9 protein-coding genes and 1 pseudogene are annotated in these 26,197 nt (G+C 38.4%); all 10 read left to right on the top strand.

Going from position 1 to position 26,197, the window contains the following annotated elements; genetic code table 11:
• The 10 genes and pseudogenes from MUW56_RS04075 (at window position 1) to MUW56_RS04030 (ending at window position 26,197) form a co-directional block, all read left to right on the top strand.
• On the top strand, window positions 1-1,317 hold the full coding sequence (locus MUW56_RS04075) for a RagB/SusD family nutrient uptake outer membrane protein (RefSeq protein WP_292011984.1): 1,317 nt from the start codon (window positions 1-3) through the stop codon (window positions 1,315-1,317).
• Window positions 1,318-1,393: 76 nt separating this feature from the next.
• The gene (locus MUW56_RS04070) at window positions 1,394-2,161 is read left to right on the top strand and encodes a LytTR family DNA-binding domain-containing protein (protein WP_292011983.1); all 768 of its coding nucleotides are present in this window, start codon (window positions 1,394-1,396) and stop codon (window positions 2,159-2,161) included.
• A gap of 412 nt (window positions 2,162-2,573) precedes the next feature.
• A pseudogene (locus MUW56_RS04065) lies at window positions 2,574-3,079 on the top strand (M15 family metallopeptidase).
• Between the two features lie 247 nt (window positions 3,080-3,326).
• Window positions 3,327-5,540, top strand: coding sequence for a hypothetical protein (locus MUW56_RS04060; protein WP_292011982.1), 2,214 nt, complete (start codon window positions 3,327-3,329; stop codon window positions 5,538-5,540).
• Between the two features lie 102 nt (window positions 5,541-5,642).
• Window positions 5,643-8,615: a hypothetical protein gene (locus MUW56_RS04055; RefSeq protein ID WP_292011981.1), complete on the top strand. Its 2,973-nt coding sequence runs from the start codon at window positions 5,643-5,645 to the stop codon at window positions 8,613-8,615.
• A gap of 1 nt (window position 8,616) precedes the next feature.
• Entirely contained in the window at window positions 8,617-9,273 is a 657-nt protein-coding gene (locus MUW56_RS04050) for a hypothetical protein (protein ID WP_292011980.1), read from the top strand.
• A gap of 256 nt (window positions 9,274-9,529) precedes the next feature.
• Entirely contained in the window at window positions 9,530-16,390 is a 6,861-nt protein-coding gene (locus tag MUW56_RS04045) for a hypothetical protein (RefSeq protein WP_292011979.1), read from the top strand.
• A gap of 13 nt (window positions 16,391-16,403) precedes the next feature.
• Entirely contained in the window at window positions 16,404-22,571 is a 6,168-nt protein-coding gene (locus MUW56_RS04040) for a hypothetical protein (protein ID WP_292011978.1), read from the top strand.
• Window positions 22,572-22,655: 84 nt separating this feature from the next.
• Window positions 22,656-24,326, top strand: coding sequence for a hypothetical protein (locus tag MUW56_RS04035; RefSeq protein ID WP_292011977.1), 1,671 nt, complete (start codon window positions 22,656-22,658; stop codon window positions 24,324-24,326).
• A 59-nt stretch (window positions 24,327-24,385) separates the two neighbouring features.
• Window positions 24,386-26,197, top strand: a complete 1,812-nt coding sequence (locus tag MUW56_RS04030; RefSeq protein WP_292011976.1) for a hypothetical protein — start codon at window positions 24,386-24,388, stop codon at window positions 26,195-26,197.

The raw sequence follows: 26,197 nt of genomic DNA, 5'->3' as shown, positions 1-26,197 counted from the left end.
ATGAGAAAAATTACAGCATTTATAGCAATTGCAGCCATCAGCTTTATCAGTGTAGGATGTGACAGGTTTTTAGATATCCAGCCTGAAGGGAAAATTATCCCTACCACTGCTGAGGATTACAGAAAAGTATTAACGTCTGCCTATTCAAAATATCCGGTTCACAAATCTTTAACAGCACTTCGTACCGATGAGGTCAGCATCGATGAAAACGGAATGGACTTTATTTCCTACCGTGAAATTGCCATGTGGAAGGATTCAAATAATGATCCGGCATCCACGGAGTTTCCATGGGTAAGCTTTTATTCCGTGAACTTTTATCTGAACCAGATCATCAACGAAGGAAGTAAGACCATGCAGGATTCCCCTGAAATGAGACAGATCCTCGCGGAGGCCTATGCACTTCGTGCTTATCTATATTTTGATATGGCCAATTTGTATGGAAAGCCATACAACAGTGCGACAGCCTCTACGGACAGAGGGGTACCGATCAACCTTGAAATTGATCTTGAAAAGGTATTGAAACCGTCTTCTGTACAGGAAGTCTACAACCAGGTTCATGCAGATATTAAAAAAGCTGAAGAGCTTATGGTGGAAGAGAAGCAGCCGGCCGGTATCAACTACAGATTCTCTAAAACAGCGTTAAGAGCTTTCCAGGCCAGAACGGCTCTTTATGAAGGAGACTGGAACCAGGCTTTATACTACGCAGAGCAGGTATTGGCGGTAAAAGGAGATCTGAGTAATTTAAATACGGTAAATACACCACCCAACCATTATGCTTCACCAGAATCCATCATGGCTTTGGATAATACATGGGACAACTCTATAAAGAACTTGTCTTTTGCGTCCCCGGAACTGATTTCAGCATATAATGCTACGGATAAAAGATTTGGAATTTATTTTGAAAAGAACGGTAACAAATATAAGGTCATCAAAGGAGGAAGCTCAGATTTCAGAGTGTCTTTCAGAACTGCCGAACTGTACTTTATAAAGTCTGAAGCATTATTAAAACTGAATAAGCTTAATGAAGCTAAAGAAACACTTCTTAAAGTCTTAAAAAACAGATACACTCCTGACGGTTATACTTCAGTACAAAATGCAGTATCTCCAATGGATGCATCAGCATTCATGACTTTCATCCTGGATGAGAGATACAGGGAGTTTGCCCTGGAAGGACAGCGCTGGTCTGATTTAAGAAGAGCCAACCAGAAAAAAATCACCCATACCATCAATGGGAAGGAATATATTCTTCAGCAAAATGATGTGAGATATACGATAGAATATCCAATGAGTGCGAAGAAGAATAATCCTAATTTATAACACTTCATATTAACACCCTTTGAAACCGCTTGAACTTGATTGTTTTAGCGGTTTTTTTGTACTTTTGCGGATAATTATGAAAATTGCCATTATAGAAGATGAACTGCTGGCTGTTAATTATCTGAAAAATCTGTTAGATAAACAAAGCATAGTCCCTGTTACAGAGACGGTTATTCTTCGTTCTAAAAAACAGGCAATTGATTTCTTTCAAAAAGATTCAGCGGATCTGATCTTCATGGATATCCATCTTGGTGACGGGATGAGCCTTGAAATCTTTGAACAGGTGGAACTTTTTACCCCTATTATTTTCATTACCGCCTTTGACGAATATGCATTAAAGGTTTTCAGGCATTTTACCATAGACTATCTTTTGAAACCTTTTGAAGAGGAAGAACTTCATCAGGCATTGCAGAAATTTATTTCGATACGGAATAATTTTGATCCTGAACCTGTCCTGAAGTCTATTTCTACCTTACAGCAGCAGGCAGGTGATTCCGAACTTATGAAACGCTTTATGGTACGGGAAGGGAATAAGCTCAAGTCTGTAGATGAGCATAACACCGCTTATTTCTTTGCCTCCGGAAAATATCTTTTCCTCACCACTATGGATCATCAGACCTATATTTATGATGATACCATTAAAGATATTATTCAAAAGCTTAATCCGCAGGTTTTCTTTAAAGTGAACCGTAAATTTATCATTAACAGAGCGGCAATTACTGAAATAATCAAGCATTCAAGCCAGAAGGTAGAGCTCAAGCTTTCTCCTGAACCGGAGGTGAATACGGAGGTTTTTATCAGCAAACGGCAAATTGCAGAGTGCCTTCATTGGCTGAACAGGTAGATGCTCTTTCTGATTCCTTATTTATAGGGTAAGGCTAATCCGGTCATCGCATCAGCATGATAATTTTTTGTATTTTTCATACTTCAATTTATTTGTGACTCACGTTATTTATGGTCGCATCATAGGAATTTGTTTTTTTTCCGGAAAAAATATAATGCGTCAAGTTTTGACGTTCTGCCCCGATACCTTTGTTACAGAATAAAAGAGCAAGCTATGATGAAAATGAATAGAACTCAGCCAATGATGTTCAAAGATTTTTCGAATCCGGGAGCGGGTGATAAAAAATAATCATATAAGAGATGACAGAAGTTTAAATTTTTCTATCATACAATATAACACGTCAGGTTTTGACGTTATACTACAATAGCTTTGCCTTACAATCAAACACCCAATCACAAAATAATAATCAATCATGGATAAACCAAGTGAAAACAGAATAAAAAAACTTCATCCTTTGGTAAGGGAAGAGATCATGCAGGTCGTCAGGGAATGCGATCAAGCCCTTACCGGGAGAGCCAAAGTAAGGATTACCCAGGGGTTAAGAACCTTTAAAGAACAGGATGCACTCTATGCGCAGGGAAGAACAAAAGCCGGAAAGAAGGTCACCAATGCAAAAGCCGGACAAAGCATTCACAATTACGGATTAGCGGTAGATATCTGCCTGATTATCGATGGAAAAGTGGCAAGCTGGGACACTGCCAAAAACTGGGATAATGACGGCGTTGCCGACTGGTATGAATGTGTGAAGATCTTTGCCAGACATGGCTGGGACTGGGGCGGAAACTGGAAAACAATGAAAGACCTGTCACATTTCGAAAGAAGATCCATCTGGAAGGAGAGCGGAAGATCAAAGCCTCCTGGAGAAACTTACAGAATTTACCAAAAGATAAGGACGGATATGTAATTTTCACGAAGTAATCAAAAGATGATTTACCGTTGAAAATCAATATTACAATCAATGAAGGTGATTGTACAGGAAGGGTTTTGTCTTTACCGTAAATACCATCCTTTCTGAATTGGGCAGATCATAATATTTGAAAGAACTTTTGAATCATTGCGACTCTTGAAGCGGCTAAGATACATGAAGAAAACTCACTATAAATTTAAGGAAATACAGCTTACATAATAACCAGGCTTAGTCTTCTTAAAGCCTTAATTGTCTCTGATGGTTCAGGACAGCTTCAATATGGCTGCCATCATCAATCACCAGCCTTACCTTTTATTAACACCAAAAATCACAAAAATGCCACAAAACATTCCATCGGGAACTTTACCAACAGCTCCCGACAGCAAAGGGCTTAACGTACGGCCAGACCTTCTGCCGGAATCTTTCTTCTTTCTGGAAAAGGGGAAGACTTTCTCGCAAAGCCCGGCCCAAAAGTTTGGAGCTAATGGTACTGTATTCAGGACCACCTCCAAAATAAGCGAATACAACGGCAAAGTATATACAATTTGCCAGGGACAGGTATTTTTACAACCTTGTGGAGATGATTCCACTAAAGTAAACGCGATCCTGAAGCCTTTTAACCAGCCGGTTAAAGGACTTGCGATCAAATACATTGTGTACAGGGGTCTGAATAAATTAGATTTCTTTGGAGCCAATGATGTCATCAATGACGGAACAGCAGTAACAGGATTTGTAGATCTCATCAGGAAAGATTTTAAAGCCCTGTATAATATGCTGGGAATTACAGCACCTACATTTACCGCTCAGTATATCGGATACCCCGGGACCAACAGCCCACAGCCCGGAAATACTCTTATTGATGATTATTTCCTTAAGGTTTCCAAAACACAAACAAATACTGGAACAACGACTGAAGCAGATCCCACCAAAGCATTTGAACTGCCCATGATCCCAAGAGGAACCCATCTTGGAAATGCTACAGGAAGCATAGGAATTGATATCGTATTGAATGAAGGAGATTATACTGTAGCGAATGATCCCAATCCCTTCCAGTTAAATTTAAATTTTGCCCGTCATGCGGATCACGTTTTAGATCAGGCGGCAGGTACTACTGCATTTCAAAAGAAACTGATCAGGGAAACAGCCACTCAGTTCCTTGATATTGCGGCCTTTTATGGTTTGCATACTCAGGGAAAAGGCAAAATTCATATGAATGATAACTCTGTCCTGCAAACGGTAGAACAAATTGCCAGCCAGATTTCAGGCTTTAAAACAGCGGAGACTACCTATCTGTACATCCAGGGAAGCAGGCAGAGATCATATAATTTCTACGGAAATCAGAACCTTGAATCCAGCACCAATAACATTAAGATTGGACCGGCAGCCGGTAACCTTTTCCTACAACAGTTCGAACAGGGCTGGCCGGTGAAAGAGCTCGAGGCACAGCCATCACTTGTCATTCAGCTGACTACGGATAACAATGATGCCGCTGCTTTGTATGTGAAACAAGGAGTTTTACATGCGGATACTCCGAATGAGGACTATTTTATCCGAGGGAAAAATTTACTTCAGGAAGCAGGTGACGGAATTGATACCAATTTCACAAAGCCTATTACTTTCAGTTTAAATAAAACAAGTGCCAATAAAACGGTTGCTTCGTTTGTGCAGCTGATTTATGAGGGAAAGGTTATTGAAATTACCAATACAATTCCTCCCACAGCTTCTACTAAACCCATAATCTTAAAGGATATAGATGATGTTTTTGGATTAATTAATGTAAGTCCAGCTATAGAATCCAGAACTTCAAATGAGCTTCGGTACGTAATTGATCAAAATCTATTGCTTATTGATTTTGAAAATAAAGATGGCGCTAAGGATATAGCAACAGTTACGACAAAGCGGGTGGAGGATATGATCTATAAAAATGACACCGAAACTTTGGAACGAATAACGTATGAAACTTTATTGAACGATATTCGTCAGACTTTTGGGGGCTTTGTTAGAAGCAGATCGGCTTATCGGGATAATAGTAATGGAGGGACACTTACTTTTAGTGGGCAAATGAATAATTACTATATGCCGGAAATTCCATACTACCTTAAAACTGAATTTTTTACTGAAGAAAATGGAGGTACAATAACAGGCTTATCTCTGCAAGTTCGTGAGAAATTTTTACCGAGCAAAAAACTATTGGGAATTACAAAAACTCAGAATGATAAACTGGTGAGTATCATCAGTGCTAACGTACTAAATAATCCTAAGTTCTATCTGAGAAATGAACTTCCTGATGAATCCTTTTATTCTACTTCTTTAGAAGGAATACGATATAAAAAATATGCGGTAGGAGTAATTGGAGAAACTCAAAATGGAGGGTTACTCATTGTATTTCCGACAGAATTATTTTATGTGACAACAATCGATAATATAGTCTTTACTTCTTCCGTCTTTAAGTATAAGTGCATCTGCCATTAGAATAAGTCTAGTTTAAATGTTATTTCTTTCTCCGCAACCGGATTATGCTAAATATAATCCGGTTGCGGAGAAAGAAATAACATTTAAACTAGACTTATTCTAATGGCAGATGCACTTATACTTAAAGACGGAAGAGTAGTAAGAAAAGGAGCTCTAAATGAGATCATTTATTTTACTACAGGACATTTGGCTAGTTTTGTATTAGCTGACGGTCGTTATACCTGTGCAGGTTATTTGGATGGTAAATCGAGCCATACTTTTTATGTACAGGAAACTAGTTTCTATGAAAATATTGAAGCAGGAAACTACGGTAACATGAAAAAATATGAACAGTGGGAGAATGCTGAGATTAATGATAAAATGACAATAGAAAAAAGAGAGATTGCTCTTACAGGAACTCCTAGCTATTGCTGGAATCGCTATACTAAAAATTTTAAGGAAAAAGACAGAGAAGTTTTTTTAACAGGAGTAATACCATCTAATGGTTTTGCTAAAGATAATAATGGTAGCCGATGTGGCAGCTTAACGCTTACCAGTACAGCACTTGAATTTTTTAATAACAATGTCATATTAACAGACAGTCCTGATGTTAAAAATAAAATTGCAGATGTAACACAATTAATAAATAATATTGATAAATTCATCTTTGAAGCGTTCAGTTCAGGAGTTGATTTATTAAAACAAAATCAGAAGGCACTTTGGAGTACGACAAACACATCATCATTAACTGATTCTCAAAAAGAAGATTACTATACTGAATATTATTTTTATTTATTAAAATATTATAATGAGGTTAAAAAGCATCTTTATATCTTAAATAATTCTACAGATATAAAAGCTACGATCTTAACACTAATGGGTATGCACCCTAAAATTCTAGTAGGTCTTGGCGTATCTAAGAAAATAGAGATATTGAAGTACATGGCTAAAGAGCTGCTTTCAGAATATATAAATAGTGTAAACTACGAGGAGTTCGCCATAAACCTTGCTTATTCATTTGAGAGTACTGATACCGATAATATAAATGCATTCCTGGATCAGCTGATTCATCAAAAGAATTGGATTCCAGATACCAGGCAAAAACAACAGCCTACGTCGCAAGATTATGAAATCGGAAGAAATTCAGCAACGTTATTCGAAGCATTATATACTAGAATGTCACAAAGTTGGCATGTTACACAAGATGTGATATCATGGGTAAATTATATTCCTGGAATAGAATTAGACCCTGTAAAAACAAGGTATAATTTTGTGAATGCGGTTTACCGTTTATGGCGATATAGCAGATTTAATCCCTATAAAGATGATATTTATAATGATAATCTGCTGAGTTTGGTGGAAGAAAACAGAAATACCCTTTTCAAGTATAATAAGAAACCATCGATAAGGTATGCTCCCAATTTAGGTTATACTATTGATAAGACATCGGGACCGGTTATTATTAATTATAAATCAAGTGATTGGGGGTTTTTTAATCAGAATTTTGTTTTTGAATTTACAGGAAATAATAAAATCTGTGCACTTACCAATGATTGGAATATTGCAAAGTCAGGCGATATATCTGAACCACCACTTGCAAGAAGCTGGTATCCTTACGGATATTATGATATATATCAACCGGTTACATTAGTCAATCATTTAAGTTATACGGAATTGCCTATTTTATCGACAGATAACCATGACCCTTCAGGAAATCTAAATAACTATAATGCAATTATACCGATATTTTATATTAAATATATTGCAGAAGTCAATAAAAATAAAAACGCTGAGTCTTTTATTTTTAAGGCACTGGATGTTGTAGATTTCTTTACTTCTGGTGGTATGGCAGGAAAAGCCCGTAAATTTCTGCATATCAGAAAACTTTCCAATTTTGAAAAGTTTATTGTATTTACAGATGCAATTAGCCTTTCAGAACAGTATAGTAAAAACATATTAGATTATGCAGCAAGCTGTAATAATGGTTCTTCAGAATTTTGCAGTAAATTGAAAATATTGCTTGGCTGGTTAGAATTAAGTTCACTGGGAGATGATGCTATAGCACGTCGTCAGAAAAAAGTTGCAGCGAAACGATTGCTATTGGCTCCTGTACCCGCAGATTTTAATACACCCGCAGCCAATGAATTTCTTCAAAAAGTAGCCTTAATAGCAGAAGGCACGGGAGATCTGAACGATTATGATGAAGAAGAAGTAAATTATTATTTTGATCGTATAAGACCTAATATGGCCAAAAGGATAAAAGATTTTAACGGGGGACTCAATAAAGAACATTTCGCAACACAATTTCCTGATCATAAAATAAAATTGCTAATTAAGGAATGTTTGATATTGGGAATAATTAATCCTAAGTTTGTTGAAGATATGATATTAATGGCATGTAGAAACTCAAAACCATGTACATATGATGAACTATTAATACAAATAGTTTACTATAAAAAGGTTATTTTAGCTAAAGGATTTCCTTCAGGATTTGAGACTTTACAGGATTTTAAATCATATTGTACACAGGCAATTAATTTTTTTGAAAAATTAAACTTTATTAAAGGCAAGGTGGTAAGATATGCGATTCAAGGAAGTACACTGTTTAAAAGAGCAGAAGGAATTGATCCGCCAGATCCTACGAATACACCCTATCTTCCTGGTAATCCTCCAGGCGATTTGGATGTACAGTTAGTAATGACAAAAAGTGATGCAGAGTCTGTTGTAGATTTTGTAATTAATAGATGGGTTGGGTATCGAGAGACTGTCAAACATGATTCGGCAAGAAGGGATATTGCCTCAGGTGTGATTAGTAGCATACCAAAAAAAGTATTTAATGAGCAGGTCGGAGGAATGTTGATGGGAGATGTTATTTTTGATAAAGACCCTTATATTGAGAATACAGCACAGCCTCAGAAGAATAAGTCAGATATTATGAGAGCTTATAGAGCTGCAATTAAAAAAAGTAACGGACAGGAATATTTTAAAATACCAGAAAACCCGGCAATTCCGGATGTTGTTAAAATTGGGTATTCAATTATTGTCAAGGATAGCCCTTATGATATTTTACCTGTCATGAATTTTAAAAAATCATAAAATGAGCACAACAGTAAGTTTTTTTAACAGCAATAAAAAGCAAATTACAGAGCAACAGGCATTTTCTTTAAATAATTTTTCTAAACATATACATATTAATAATGTACTAAAAAAAGAAGAGACTTACAGAGATAATAATCTTTGGGGCGGAAGATATTATTTATCTCCTGGAGAAGATGTTATTCAAGTTCTCACGGCATTGGATCCCAGTTTAAACTGGACGATTTTGAGTAATAAACAAATTATTAATAATTACACTGTTTGGGATTGTAAGTTTTATACCGATCTGCAGCAAGATGCTACCTATTCAAGAATTGTTTTAAATTCTGGAGGAAATAAAATAGCAACAATTACTTATGATAGCATTACTCATGAGGCAAAAGGAGGCCTGAAAGTTTTTAATTACGGCAACAAACACATTCCTTGGGGAGATCCCGATGATGTGTTCTTTGAAGACTCTGAAATTTATTTTAGTTTTTATGATAATGGCGACATTAGAACAATATTTATGAATTATGATCTTTTCAGTAATGATAGCTTTTGGGACAGCTTAGACGTCTTTCTGAAAGATGCTGGTGATTTTTTTCAGAAATTGGGAATAACTAATGAGCAATTATATTATTTTACTCATGTAGAGCCGCTGGTTCCTAATTTTTAATGAACGTAGCACGTATAAATTAGAACTTTTATTTACTATACTTATAAGTTACTTTAATTGCCCATAATTTTATGAGCCTCAATTGTCATTGTCTTTACTCTGATATTCTAAATCGAAAATCAATTAAATATATATAGGTTTTTAAATATATACCACTGAGTTCTAAGTATACCACGGGAAATTAAGTAATCCCTACTTAAATAAGCTTTGTACATATACAAAAGCTTCCAACTACCCAAAACACAAAATTATTTTTATGTCAAATCAAACACCGGTAACACACAGGTATTACCCGAGGTTATCCTCTGTGATTACACAAGACGACATCCCGGATATTCTGGGATTCATAAAAGATGGGGTGACCAACCTCCTCGACAAAATCTACTATAAAGATTTACAGTACAGTAAAGGGCCAAAAGGAGATTCGGCTTTTTACAGTTTATCTATCGTTTCGAAAAGGATCGATATCGAAATTCCGGGAACCGGAATCGCTTTGGTCCTGAATCCGGATCTCAAAAATAACGATTCTAAAATCTCCGCATTCCCTATAACGATCGAATACCAATGGAAGATCCTGGCGTATTTACGCTATTTCAGCTTAGGAAACTTTTCCTTTGAGCCCCAGCAGATCTTCGAGGTAGCGCTGAGAGTGCTCAACGTGACGGAAGAACAGGCGATAGCCCATTTTGTGAACACCTTTGTAGAGCCTTCGGATCAGGATATTACGCCATTGGTGCAATTCGTCAATGATATGAATGCTGCTTATGGAGGATGGTCCGGAAACCCGATTCCTGTGCCTACTAATGCCACAACAATTACTGAAGTAGTACAGCAGATTTTTTCCAGAGCAGGAAAATATGCCTCTTTAGCAGCATTCGGCGCCTATCTGTTAACAAATGATCTTCAGGAAACAGGAAATAATGTAAAAAAATTCTTCAAATCCCTGATTCCGCAGGATATTGATGAATTTATTAAGGAAGTCGTGATCCCAAAATTTAAGGCAACATTGATGCTGTCTGCGGCAATTGAGTTTCCGAGAAATATTTTGGTGCCGGTTTATCCGCTTAAACATCCAACCACTCCGTTGGATCCGATTCCGGAAGGCAACCAGGATCCCTTATATCCTGATAAAGTATTGCTGAGCTTCGGAGAAGCATTATTTTATGCGGATACCGAAAAAGGATTCGGTTACAATATGGACCTGGTATTAAATACCAATACTCCGGCTCAAATCGGAAATACAGGTTTTGTGATTGATATCCACAACCTGAAAATTGACCTTAGTAAAAAAGAAAACATTGCTGAAGCCGATGCGGACGGAAGGCCTAAGGAATTTATGGGAGTATACATGGAGTATACAGAGATCTTCCTTCCGAAAAAATGGTTTAAAAAGAAAAATCCGGAAGCCAATACCCAGCAGACCATCGGGATTTCTGCCAATCATTTACTGATCGGAACAGGGGGGCTTTCAGGAAATATCTCCATTAAACCGACCTATGCTGTTAAAACAGAAGGTAATCAAACATCAGTAGTTGATTATTTCAGCAAATTTTTCTCCCTTGATTATACCAACCTTAAGGTAAAATCAATGTCCAATGATACGGAGGTGGCAGTTGCCAATAAAGCTAAATTACTTGAATATATCAATACACTGCCTTCTCCTTCCCAGCTTAAATTTGTTTATCCGATAGGGTTGACGACCTCAGCGGGTGATTACAGGGAATTTAAAAAAGAAGAGGAATATTATAAATTTATCAGCAGCCTTTCTGTAGACAGCCTTGATGAAAATAACCGTACATTATGGTTTGACCTTGGTAAAGACCCTGATAAAGCATGGCAGTTAGGATTCAGCAAATTTGAAATCGATTTCCATCAGGGGAAAGTGGTGCATTCATCACTGGAAGCAGGATTAAAGATCAAGAAATTTAAACTTTACAACAGTACTGCAGACCTGATCATTAAAGTTAAAGGAGAATGGGAAAGTAAAGAGAATTTCAAGCTTTCTGCTGCATTCCTGCCATTTGGTCTTCCACTGAACCTTTTTGACGTTCTTACTTTCTACCTTCAGAATATTGAGATCGGGAAGAAAAATGATAACTTCTACATTGAAGCTGATACTAAAATTACTTTCCCGGATGGTACTTTTGGGGCAGAGCTCTTAAAAGAAGGAATTGACCTTCCTGCCGTACGCTACTATGCTAACGGTAAATTTGAAATTGCCGGAGGAAACTCTATTATTCCGCTCAACCTCAATCTGAATTTAGGACCCATTGTGATGAGTGTAACAGCGATCCACTTCGGAACCATTCAGAGAGAGCGTGATGGAGTGATGAGAAGTTACAATTACATCGGATTCGATGGAGGAATCAATGTGAATCCTTTAGGTCTTGATGTAAGAGGAAACGGAGTGAAATATTATTACACCAATGATGATGATGAACACGGAGGGAAAGGAGACAGTTATTTCCATATCTCAACATTGGAAGTGGATCTTGTTATTCCGGGATCAGCAAGCCCGGCATCCGCGATGGCCATTATCAAAGGAGCACTTACCATTCCGGAACCTGGAGTTTCTACCGAATACAGAGGTAAAATTTCAGTACAGCTTCCTAAAATGAATATGTACGGGGCTGCAGAAATGGCATTTGACCCTAAATATCCAGGGTTTTATATTGATGCCAGCGTAGATCTTCCTACAGCTATTCCTTTAGGGTCATTCGGGATCTTCGGATTCAGAGGACTGTTAGGGTACCGGTACATTGCCCATAAAGAAGCGATCGGGATGACCGATAACGATACATGGTATGACTACTATATGCATCCTCAGCGGGGGATCAATATGGATAAATTCATTGGACCTCAGTATACTCAGAAATACGATTTCCCTTTCTCCGTAGGACTTGGAGCTTCTTTGGCAACATTAGACGGAAGGCTGGCTTCGCTTAGAGCGATGGTATTATTGTCATTACCGAGCATGTTTGCCATTGATGCCGGGCTTACGATTATCAGTGAGCGTCTTGGATTGGCAGAAACCGATCCGCGTGTACCGCCATTCTATGCTTTTGTTATTGTAGGAAACAACTCATTGGAAATCGGAGCAGGAGGAAACTTCCAGCTGAACAGAAAAGACGGTTCCTTTATTGATATCAAAGCTGAGGTTCAGATGGGATTCTTCTTCAAGAACCAGCGACCATGGTATGTAAATTTTGGAACCAAAGAAAAACCGATTACAGCAGCTCTGTTCAAAGATTCCGTCAATATCAAAGCACAGGCTTATCTGATGATTGCTGCAAAAGGAATTGAAGCCGGAGCCAGGGTAGACTTTAACCTGAATCTGTTTATCGTCAAAGTATGGGCAGCCATAGAAGTGGGTGGTAAAGTCAGCTTTGAAAGACCTCAGACCGGAGGATATATCTATGTGGAAGGAGGAGCGGAAATCAACCTGTTTATCATCAAGGTTTCCTTATTTATTTCTATTTATTTCAGAGTAGAATTGGTAAAACCATTCCTGATTCTGGCAGAGCTGAAATTTGAACTCAAGGTCAAAATTGTATTCATTAAGATCAAGCTTAAAGTTCATTTAACTCTTAAATGGGAAAAAAATAATGAAACAGATACTTCAGGAATACCTCCTATCACCCACCAGTCAGATCCACCAACGATTGATTATCCAAAAGAAGCAAGACTGGATAGTGCGGTAAAAGGGGTACATATGTTGACGAGTGAAGAGTTTCTTCTAAAACCTTTCCTGCCGATTAACGCCATGCCTGCTCCGAACAAAGTTAAAGATGAGGGGCCATATATCCCTCTGGATACTTATGTAGACATCAAGGTAGAAAAAGGATTGATTCCGACTGCTGCAGCGGATCATAAGATCGGAGGACATACGACCGGCGCAAGCGGTTATCTGGATCTTATCCCACCAGAGAAAAATCAGCCGGGAGGACACGTGATCCGCCAGGTACAGCATAAATATTTTATCGAAGATGTCATCATTAATATCGTTAATAAAAATGGAGCTTGGGAAGAATATAACCCTTACAGAGCCGTGGTTTCAGATAATGATCTGATCCATATTCCCAATATCAATGATTTCAAGATCGGATACTGGCAGAAAACGAATGAGAAATATGATACCATCCGTCTTTTGGCGTCGACTCCATTCTCATTCCTGGATGGCGGTCAACCGGGATGGTTTATTCCTGAGCAATATGGAATTACCGCATCTTCTCTGTTCTGTACGGAACATACGGAAACATGGCATGAATCCAATGTTCTTGATAAAGCGGTTGGAACAATCTACCATCAGCCTTTAATGTATCCTGCGGAATATATCAACGGAGCTTATTACAGCCTTTTAGGTACGGTTACAGACAATGATTATATGAGTGTATCCAATATATCGAATCCACACAATTTTGCCCAATCATTAAAAATCAATAACGGGAATTCATTGGTAGTCCTTCTTCCTCAGGCTTCTGCACAGGTGAAGTTATGGCTTTCTACAATGGCATCCGGTGTTACGGTGAAATACTATAAAGATGTTTTCTCCAATGCGATCTACCAGCAGTATGAGCTTATTACTGAAGTGGTAAAAACAAAAGCAGAACTGGCAGATATCTTACTTTACAACTCGCAGGATTTTAATGGTCAGTATGTATCCAAAATTGAGATTATTCCTCAGAATGCCAATCAGTCACAAATTGATAATATCAATACGATGATTGACCAGATTTGGACTGATGCTGTAGCCAATACCACGGGAGAGGTTTCCACAGTTATTCTTTCACCTGATCAGCAGAAAGAATATGATGAGCTTCTGGAGAAATTACAGTATTTAAAAAATAAAGGATGTACGTCCTCTCCATGTAATGAACTTGATTTTGAAGTATTAGAGGTACAGAAAGACTTTGGAGGAATCGGAGGAACAGGAGTTGTTAACCTTACTGATTCAACAGTAGTAAACAGCCTGAACGACTATCAGTATCAATATCAATTGATTACAGGAAACGACGGTCCTTATGTAGATTTTAATTTGCATTCGGTGCTATTCCTTCATCTGCCCTATGAGGATGTTGAAAATAACAAGGATATTGTAAAAGTTTCTGAGGGAACTTCAGCGCTGAATATCTGTTTCGCCAATGACAGCATCAAAGATTTTACCAATAAGGTGATGATCATTAAAATCAATAAGACTACCAATAAGCCGGTTAAACTTAAATATAATCCCGATTGTGGTTGTGAAGATAAAGGATGTACCAAAAAAGATGAACTCTGCAACTTCCTGGCTGAGATCACTTATAACCTTAATAACTGTGTTTCTAACTCATCAGATGTATTGCACGATAGCTGGAAATGCTTTGATAGTATGATCTATAGGATTGATGAGTTTGATAAAATGCATCCTGAATATGAGTTGCGTAATGGCAAAGAATATATCCTTGCCCTTATTAAAGAACTCCAGGAATACGCCGGACAGAAGGGAGCTACATTATCCTATGCAATGCAGATTGTTCAGAAAATCTTTAACATTATGTATGAGCTTGGAGATTGTGGATGTAATGGAAACGGCAACAGCGGTACTGTGATAGACTGTCATACAATGCTTCAGCAGGTTTCATGGTTTACAGCACAGGACTATGAATATCAGCAAACCATTCCGGGACAGCTGGCAGTTCAGCAGGATACCGGATTAATGATGGATGCCATTGAAAATGTAGTACAGCCTATCTGGAGACCTAATAGTGTTTACTGTGTCAATCTTAAACTGAGAGATGAAGTAAACGGAGGGGATTCGTCTACCACTTTCAATTATTATTTCGGATTTAAAACTGCTGGACCTATCGGGCACTTTGAAAAACGAAATATTGAATATTTAGAGGAAATAAAAGATGAAAACGGAGCTTCATTTAATCCTGTAAAAAGAAGAAAACCTGAAGAATATCCGATTACTTCTCTGAAATCCTATATCGATATGAAAAAATCATATCCTAATGCTGACGGGAATTTATTGATGGCCAAACCGGTATTCTATGGAAATGAAGAATGTGAGATCCGTCTCTTCTTTACGAAACCATACGTTTATAACATGCTTAAAACATGGGAAGGATATTCTCAGCTGAAAGAACTGAAAGGAAGTGTCAATATTGTTATTAAAGATCCCGTTACGGATGCTATTGTTCCCTATCCTTTACCACAGGACTGGACGCATGAAACGGTTCCGGAGACGATTGAAAACTGGGCACCGGATGATCCTAACTTACCGCTGGGCATTCAACAGATGTTTAATTATATCAACCACGCCAATCTGCCGGCCAATGGTATGAATTGTCATATTGAACTGGGTAACCCGGTGAAACCTAAATCACACAGTTATTCCGTAGTGCTTACCAATCTTAACCCTGAAAAATTATATACAGCAATTGTTTATAATGCATTTGATGAAAACCAAGACGGAGTTATTGCTCCACAGTTAAGTGGAACTAAAATCATCTATGAAGAGAATCAGAAGGTACATGAGTTTGTATTTAAGACTTCAAGATATAAGAATTTCCTTGAGCAGATAGAAAGTTATAAACTGAAAGAGGTTGATGATAACAATGTATTGGTAGAAGAAAGAGATGCTGTTTACAAGATTGATGTCAATCTTTCCCAGCAGCAGTTGGACGACGCCTATACTTTAGTTTCAGGAGGTACGGAAAACAGCTATTTACAGGGCCTTGTGAATACATACTCTGAAGTATTCGACAGAACGTTTGAAGGCGTATTGGGAATAAAACCGTTGAATCCTGCCTCTACAACAGAATTTGTAAAAATTGTAAATGCCAATAAAGACGTAGTTGCAATTTTGGTAAGAAACCCTGAGCCTTTCAATGATCCGAAAGTTCCAATGGCAGATGGTAAAGAAACATTCAAAATTCTGAATGCCTCCGGAGGAGATGATTACAGTTTCAAAGTTCTGCACTCTAAAGATTATTCACAAATGCTTGTGATGAATGCAGGTAAGAAAATTACAAATGAAAGAATCAAATGCAAATTTGTTCATAAATCATGGAATGGAACAGCTTACGTTCCAAAATCAACAGTGATCACCAACGAAATACAATTAATAAAATAATCAAATCAAAAAAATGAGTTTTTTAAAATATTATAATTATTACAGCCCTGATACCCAAATCAATTACTCCTGCAAAGGTACAGGAAATGTAATGCAGGTAGGTACAGTAGGAGCATCAGGACTGATAACGCTGTTTGATGAGGCTGGCAACCAGCTGTGGAGCAAAACCTACTCTGAGGATAGGGATATTGTTTTTACTAAAGTAATGCCGTTTCAGAATGGAGATTTTATTGTAGTAGGTATTCGTGGAGGAAAGACCCCTTTGGTGATGAGAATTACATCTAATGGAGTAATGGTATGGTGCCGTTATTTTCAGCAGACGACTACCATAGTAGGACATTTACACGCTGCTACATTCCTCAATCTCGCAGTTTATCTGGCATTCTTTGATGTTAATGATTCAACGAGTGGAGTTATGTTTATCTCCGGGAACGGAAATGTTGAAACCAGAACCAGAATTAAGCATAATAGCAGTCCGGGTACGATGTTGCAGGTAAATGGTATTGCAACATTTGGTGAAGAAGTCTTCTTAAGTGCTAATGAAACAGCTCCAAGCGGACAAAAGCGAGGGGTTTATTTAAGAGGACAGGTCAATTATCCGGTGATGCAGTCTGAATATTTATCTGTGGATGGAATTAAAGTGAACCTGAATGATGTTTACTGCAGACCTACCCCGGACAATTATTACGAAATTTATATGCCCGGAGATATAGACAGCACGCCTGTTTCCCTGAATATGGCTGATAACCGGGCAATGTTATATAAGGATTGGTATGGCCAGAAACTTCGTTTTACGTACGGTGAAAAAAGCCTGTATGCTATTAACAAAAATAATGAAGTGCGCTGTGCACAATATTACAATACTTTACCAGACTGGACCAAGAAAGTGGATGCCAAAGAATTCTTTATTGACCATGTGGCAGGAGGCGAAGTTGTAGCCAGAGGCGAAGACAGTACCGGAGGTTTTTCCGGTCTTTTACCAGACACCATAGACTCCTGTAAAATATATCCGGCAGGTATCTTTGAAACCCCTCAAAAAGGGGTTCAAAGAGAGAATGCAGACTATATCGGAACCAATATTCCTTATGATGAAAATGATCTGCTTCTTTCTGTTCAGGATCATCTGTACGACGGAAAGAATGTATGTGATAACGGTGGAGATTCAACAATTAATTTTGACGAGTTCTCGGGATTACAAACACCAGCTTTCTATCTTCAGGCCGCAGGATCCACAGGTGCTGATAGTACTGAGGGGATTCACTTAAGATGGGCCTTTGGAGGAAAATTGGGAGAAAATCACCTGCCTAAAGGAACAGAGGCTGCCAATAAAGAAAATTTCAACAAGAAAGATGATTTTGTAAAGATCTACAGAACTCCTTATGTCAAATCTACTTTCAATCTGAATTTTTCAGTACCGCCACAAATGATTGATGATAATCAGAAACTGTGGGTGTACAAGTCAGGAAACAACAACCAGAGAATGGTGTATGTCTATTTTAAAAATGCCGGTACCTATGCATTGGTAAGACAGACGATCAATCCCCTTACACAGCCGGCTCAGTTCATAGAAAAATACGGGAATGAACTGATTGAGGTACAGTGTAAAACAGATCTGTTTTTCGCAGCCAAAATAAATGTATTGAGACTGATCGGATCTGAACTAAAGATTGAAGCGCTTTCTGTGGCTGATCCTGCCAATACATCGCAGCAACATCTGGGCTTCAGGGACTCTACAGGAAAAGGTAATCCTTACTTTACAATAGAAAATGGTAAAACAATTCGTTTTAAGGCCAGTAAATGTAAAGTGATCTCTCTGGATTTTGAATTCTATTCCGATTTTATCAGAAGCAGGAATAATGCTCAGGCCTGGAAACCTATGGGAGATTTTGCATTGACTAAAGATACGGAGACCGCTTTTAAAGCACTTGATCCGCTTCCGGATATAAGGCCTGTTCATGGAGCATGGCTCAGATATAATGATGATGCTTATGTAAATACCGAAAATTATAGAAACAGATGGGAACATCAATCCCAGGGGCCTTTAGACAGGGATATCCGGACTGTAGTGGAAAATTTCATCAACCTGAGTAATGATCCGTCCAATCCGAAAGCCTATGAAACCATCAATTTCAATTTATCTGTAGATCCGGTTGTTAATATTTCAACTGATGACCCTGAACCGGGAGCCACACAGGTTTCGAATCTTGATCTTTTGAATATTGCAGCACTTGATTATCATATCGCCAGAATGCTTGGATTAGGATATCTTGATTTAAGTGATGATGCCATGGGACCTGAGTACATCTATATTGCAGAATATTATACCAATAGGAATCTGGATATCAGCTCTACAGATAAAGGCTATCAGTTGCTTTCAATGTCTCTTCCTGTTTCCACTAATATTGAAAGGCTTTCCTTGCCTGTTCAACTTTTAAAATTAGGGAAAGGAATGGATGGTAACAATCCGAACTCTTCAAACCTGTACAACAGTGAAGGCTATTCGCATGATGGAAAATACCGGTATATCAGTATTTATAATCAGCCGGTACCGGATGTTGAAATCAACCCGGGCTTCTTTTCTTCAACAGACTTTTATGATGCGGCCTCACAGACCAGACCGGTATATGCAGGATTAGAGCACCGTTTGATAGAACCGGGTGCACAGGATGATTTTAAATGGGTGAAACCGGAACTTTCTCACGATACTCAATATCTGAACATCGATTCAACGGTTGGAGCATCAAAAGCTATGGAAACCATTTCAATTCAGATTCCTGATACGAATGCCCCTATGTATATGCACAGACAGGAAAAAAGCGGAATATATCATTACCAATCTTATGGAATCAACTGGTTTTCAAGAGCGCAGCGGGCTTATGGTGAACTTTCTATATCTACAGAAATAAAACCTGCTAACAGGCTGTTGCCGCCATCGGGAGTTACGGCTTTTAATATCCAGAAAGAATTTCCGCTGACGTTTACTTCACAGGATGAGCAATTACGTTTACAGGCTATACCGGCGAATGAGGATAAAACATTGGTAAGAATTCTCTTCGACTATTACAGTTATCAGGATCTTATTAATTATTCTATTCCTTTTGATTCACCGGTGACCAATCAGGAATACCTTTCGGATCCGAACTCATTGTTCCCGGATAATAAAGAGATCTTTGCTGATGAAGCAGAAATTTATTTCAGAAATTCCGAACCTAAAGTTATTTCTGCAAAAGCTTATAATGTACTGCCTCACCAGAATCAGCTACTGGCTGTCTTTGAAACAAAAGATTATCCGGTACCGAGTTCAGGTGCAACAGTTTTGGGCAGTGCTCAGCCGTCTGTAGTTCAGGAAACCTTTAAATCCAAAATTCCGGACGGATCGGTTGCCGGTGATTTTATTGGAGGAATCTTTTTACTGGGATCGGATGCCTACATCATCCATGAGATTACACAGGGAACATCGGGGCTTAATTTCACGGTGTTTAAAAAAGGGCCTAGTGATGCTATCATGGCGGGGCAGACCCCTGTCATAACTCAGGCTGGGCTGGCGCTTCCTGCAATTGCTCCGGCAACGGAAGGATTATTTCATGTTACTGAAAACATGCAGAATACATCAACCTGGGGCGTGAAGAATCCCAATACCTTAAAGGTGAAAATCGGATCCAATGACTGGGCAGTACACAGAGAAATAATCGAAGTTCCGGCTTCTGGCGGAACGACCCAGAGATATCTGGAAAAAACCAGAGGAATCTGGAAAAATGCGAAAATTGAACCTTTCCTTGAGAAAATTGATAAATATCAAAACAGTGAAGGAGTAGTGACCACTTTTCCGGATACTAAGCCGCCGGTATTCCAGGGAGTCTATAAATTAACGCTTCCGGGATTCTCTTTAGGCCAGCATTCACAGTATATGGACAATAGCCACTCTGTGGAATGGTATAAAGGAATTGTAAGGTTGTTTATCAATGAAAATTTAGTTAACGGAGTTGCCGTTGATTCAAGATCTTCATTTAAAGTGGTAAAAACCGAAGGAATCGGGACCGCCCAGGATCTGGTACTTTATATTTATGATGAAAGTTTTGAGATTAAAGAAAATACAGCAAAAGAACCTATCCTGTATGATCAGATGCAGAATGTTCCTAAGCTTCCTTCGAACCCTTTAACCGGGGATTCGGTGATGATCAACTATTATCCGTCGTATAAAGTGTATCTGTATAAAAATACGGCCAACAACCTGACCCAGGACGCTATTTTACCGGAAGGTGAAGAAGAAGTGAGATATTCTGTTTTCGGACTGAAAAGTGTGGATAACGATTATGTAGACATGCAGGGAGCGAAGTACAAATCGAAGTTCAGTGTTCCTGCAGTAATGTTTGCCAACAGAATTGTGATACCGAAGCAGCCTGAGCTGCCTACCGGGTCTACCTATGCTACGAGACCGGATCAGTTTGGAAAATCTACTTATAGTTTTATTACAAATTATCAGCAGAAACCTTATTCGGTACAGTTTTACAGAGCCAATAATGCCCTTTTACTAGCAGCGTTGTATAAACCGAAAACAATTGAGGAAATTAAAAGGAGACTGGCTTCAGTAGGAGGAAATGATGAATTATTCTTCAATGACAGATGGAAAAACTTTGTCGATTTTGATATGCTGACCAATGGCGGAATGATGTATCAAACGTATCCAAAAGCAGGACGTGTAAGATATGCATTGCCACTTCCGGACAGTAAGGAATTTTTTGCAGACATTAATGAGTTTATCAAAGCCCATAATGACCATTACAATGTAAATGTTCCTCTCTTGAATGATGGAGCTATAGGAGGTACTTTCTTTAGTGATGTAATTATTGCAGCCATTCCGAATGTTTCAGGTGAATTAAAATTTGGACATTTTATCAAAGAAAGAATATTCAACTGCTTTTTACCGCTTACTGAGGTTCCTGTGATCTATCAGCATATAAAAAAACTGAATGTATCAGATCCTGCAGGGCATAGACCAAAAAATAAGAAACAGAATATAAGGGATGCCAGCGGTTATTTATTGCCAACTACCCACGATGATTTTGATATGGCGCCTATGGCCGCCGTGTATAGTGAGAATCCTCATTCAACCTTATTTACCGATTTCACGCTGGATGGCGCTTCAGATAACTTCTATTTTTATGGCGCCCGTGAAATGGGCAACCAGATGCAGATGGGAGAGTTCAGTCCATTCTTGGGGCCTATTAAACTGGTCAATACCAATCCGGCTGAACCGCCAAAAATCCTGAGCTTACTGCCCATTGTGGATAATACTACACTGGGAATAACTGCCAAAGTCAGAATTGAAGTCAATCAGTATCCGGATGTACAAAAGATTGAAACTGTTTCTATCTATAGAGCCACCAATAAACTTGATGCTGAATCTATTCTGACGATGAAACGTATAAAAACAGTTAATGTTTTAACCGTTGAGACAGATACGGAGAATAGTTCCTGGATCTTATATGATGAATTTACTGATATGCAGAATAAACCGTATGGAGATCCTCTGTATTACCGTGTAGTAGTTTCAAGGAGAGTGGATTATACTACAACAGATTATACTGTGATACCTCCTTCTTCCAAGGAAGTTATGGAGCTGGCTCCGTCACAGCCTTCAAAAATTGTGGTTTCTACTTTAGTTGAAAATTATAATCCGCCGACACCAGTGCTGAGATACCATTCAGAGCCGGTAGATTCCGACGTCATCAACTGGGTGATCTTATCCTGGGATCAGGTATGCTATAAAGGCAAATATCACCTTTATAAGTTAAACAACCTGGGGAACTGGAAAGAAATTGCCAGAATTGATACCGACGAAAAGGATATTTCAAAAGCAAAACTTTATGTATTTGCCAATAACCCTGCCACCAATACAGACGAATGGGTATTTAAAGAAACATTTGACATGACTGGAAATGAGTTTTTCCTTCCGGTAGAAAAACTGGGATTAGATCCTATGCAGATCAAAGATGCAGACGGAAATGTATTGTATCACCACTTCAAAATGGAAGCTCAGAATACGTCTAATATGCTCAGCACGGAAGAAAAGATTCTGACCATCTATAAAAAAGAAACGTGGTCTGATATCGGGGGAATTTCTCATGATGGAACAGACGGTATGATCTTACAGGGAACTTTCATTGTAAGACCAGACTAAACCCTTTATTATAATAAATGAAGATGAAACAGTTCCTTCCTCCTTTCATCAGTGAGAAGGAACTGATCTTCAAAAACAAAAATTATGGCAAAAAAAACAATAGCACAATTAAAAGATTATTTTAAAGTAAGCAAAAGACCTACAGAAAGTCAGTTTGGAGATCTTATTGACAGTTATTTACATTTGGATGCTTTTAATCCCAATGCATATTTACCGCTTGCAGGGGGAAACATGACAGGATCTATTAATCTCATGGCTTCAACCACAAATGCGTTGAATAGAGATATGTCTTCAAATACCACATCAGGAGGATTTGCTAGAAACTTTACTCAGTTGAAGGGGACTAACGGAATTGCAGATATATATGGTCATTTAGGATCTGTAGATGCCTCAGGAAATATAACATTGACCTATGGATATATTGGTGGCACCACCTATAATGGAAAAAATGCAATCAGATGGACTTCGGATCAGAGGGTTGCAATAGGAGGGAGCTCTGCAGTAACTCCAACGGCAGGATATGCATTGGATGTAATAGGAAATGAATACGTAAGAGGAGATGTTACTATTGCTGGCAACTTCAATACCTATCAAGGTTCATTAACAGCTCAACATCAAAGTGTGAATAAACTGAGGGCAGATAGCGTAAACACAATTTTATCAGCAGTTTCAAATAGTGGCACAAGTGGAATATTTTTGAGGCCTGCAGGGGATACAGTGGCTACAAACCAAATTATTATTAATGCAAACGGAACTCAGTATGTAGATAATTATAATGTACTTTTCGGATCTCAAACCGCTGCAGGATCATCCATTTTCCATACCAATGTTTCAGGGAGCAATACTCCGGGTTATGGTATTTGGCTGGCACACAATCTTCAGTTTAACGGAACAGATTTTATTCAGCCAAGAGGAAGCCTTAATTCCTTGGCTTTTACTGTCAATAATCATAAAGGTTTTTCCTTTAACAAAGCAAACCTAAGTGGAACAAATGGTTCAGCCGTGTCACCAATTGAATTGGCAAAGATATCAGGCACAGGTGTGATTACTACATTAAATACAGGAAGTTCAGATCAATGGAATACAGCTTACAGTTGGGGAAATCATGCTGGAAAATATTTACCCGTAAATTATGCTAGTCCGGTTAGTGCATTACCTTATCAAAATGATATGTTAGCTGTACCTGTAGGAACTTACGTAGCAGCAGTTACTTCGGGTTCTCTTAATGCACCTTTCACACAGACCGGGGGATTGATCTCTTTTGGGAGTACAGCGGTTTCAACAAGATTGTTGGGAGCCAGAGACAACTCAGATAATTTGTGGTTTCAATCCGGTGATGGTAAAGGAGCCTGGAGGCAGCTTGCATCCAGGGATTGGGTCATTTCTCAATTAGCATCAGCATCAAGGGCCAAGCTGGAAACAGCTGAAGTATCGGATACTCAAATGCGGGAAAGTATTACGGCAACTAAAAAACAATACGAAATCGGTTCAGACTTGTATTTGGAATTAAACGATGAAACGAAATGTATTACTGTTACAGGCAGTCAATCGTCCGATATGATTTGTAATATAACGGAATTATATCAAGAACAGGAAATCAAAATCATCAATTTATCAACTTCCTCTTTAATTACACTTCAGTTAAAAGGAGATCAAACCGCTATAATAGAACCAATGAAGTACATGAAAGTCTATATCACAAGAGGTCTGCAGGTAATAGATTTAGGACAGTTTGGTTTGAAGATTCTGGTCTAAACAAAAATATAAATCTCTCCTTTTATACATTAAAAGGAGAGTTACCAAACAACAAAATTATGGCAAAAAGAACAATAGCAGCATTAAAAGAATATTTTAAATCAGGAAAAAGACCGACTGAAAGCCAGTTTGGCGATTTAATAGACAGCTATGTACACCTGGATGCATCATCTGAATATTCTACATTCGTAGAGTTTCCCGCAGATTTTCAGGTAGGGGATTATATAGAGTTTGTAAATTTCGAGCCTTCAAGTGCCCGTGCGGGGGGATTTTTTGAAGTCTCTATGGCATATACAAGAGGGAATATTGCCTGTGGAGCGACCCATGTTGCTGCCGTTTCACATTCGAATTCCGATACCTGGAAAGAATGTGGTGCAATCAATAGAAATAATTACATCGATGGTATTGATAATTATAACTTTACGATGGATGTAAATGGCGGAACATGTAAGTTTCGTATCAGAGCGGTCAATACCTATGGAGAGACAAGCCAGACGCTAAGAGTGTTTATTAAAATAAGATCCGTTAATAAAAATGACTCCTGGGTGACAACAGATATAAGAGGCAATAGTATGGCCTCTATTCCCCGCCAGCCGATGAGCAATGAGTGGAATCTTTGGGTAGGCAATCTCTTGTCCGGTGAAAGTGCTAAAGTGGGGCTCAAAGTGAATACCCAAGGAAATGTAGGAATTGGCACAGCGACTCCCGAAACAAGACTGAATGTAGTAGAGGAAAACTCATTGAATCAAAATTCGACGATCGCTAAATTTACAATGAATGGACCGACAGGAGGAAGTAATATCATTAACCTTTCTTATCATAACAGTGCCAATTTAGAATTAAATTCAGGATATTCAGGCAATGGAAGGAGATATGGTGATTATTTTGATTTCAATATTGAAAATGATAATTCTTATGATCACAATTTCGGTTCCATCAATTTTGTTACAAGTCAAAAGGTCCAGATGACCGTCAGACCTAATGGAAATATTGGAATTGGAGAAAGTAATCCAACGTCTAAATTAGATGTCCGCGGAAATATCTTAGCCGGCGACACGGATTCTACAAGGGGAATTAATGCTCTTGCGATTCGTTATGAAGATGGTTCTATGAATAACTGGGGATCTTTAAGAAGTAATGCCGAAACCTATATGAGCTACGGCGCCAAAGCAGATCCTTATACAGCTTCGGCATGGCTATCGAGTTGTGGCACTTTTTCTAATTTCAAAATGGCAGTCACTGCCGGACACGAAGGAATTAAATTTTTAAGCTCTGCCAACCAGCAGGTTCCTGTAGATAATCCGGTAGCGATGTCTGAACTGATGAGAATTACCCCTAACGGAAGTATAGGGATTGGTACAGATACTCCCAAGCAAAAACTGGATGTACAGGGAACAATAGTGTCACAGGTAAGCAGTAAAGAAGGAGGAGCAATATTTTTGGAAAACCATAGCAAAACAGCACCTGGTACTGCAAGCAGGTGGGCAATCTATAATATGACCGGAGGCTACGGTAATGGCTTACAGTTCTGGAGTTATTCTGACGATGGCAACTATGGATCCAGGTTATTTTTATCCGATGCCGGTAATATGGCATTGTATGGTAAGTTGGAAGCCAAGGACGTACTGGTTACCCAAACTCCTACGGCTGATCACGTATTTGCTGCAGATTATAACTTAAGAGAAATCGGGGATCTTGAAAAATTTATTTCTGAAAAGAGCCATCTTCCGGAAATCCCATCTGCTAAAGAAATGACGGATAATGGACTTTCAATAGGGGACTTTCAGATCAAATTACTTCAGAAAATCGAAGAATTAACACTGTACATGATCTCAATGAAAAAGGAGATTGATGTTCTTAAATCAAAATAA

Origin of the sequence: Chryseobacterium sp. (assembly GCF_022869225.1) — a bacterium.
Taxonomy (GTDB): Bacteria; Bacteroidota; Bacteroidia; order Flavobacteriales; family Weeksellaceae; genus Chryseobacterium.
The sequence above is the reverse complement of the archived record's forward strand: the minus strand, read 5'-3'. Positions and strand labels throughout refer to the sequence as shown.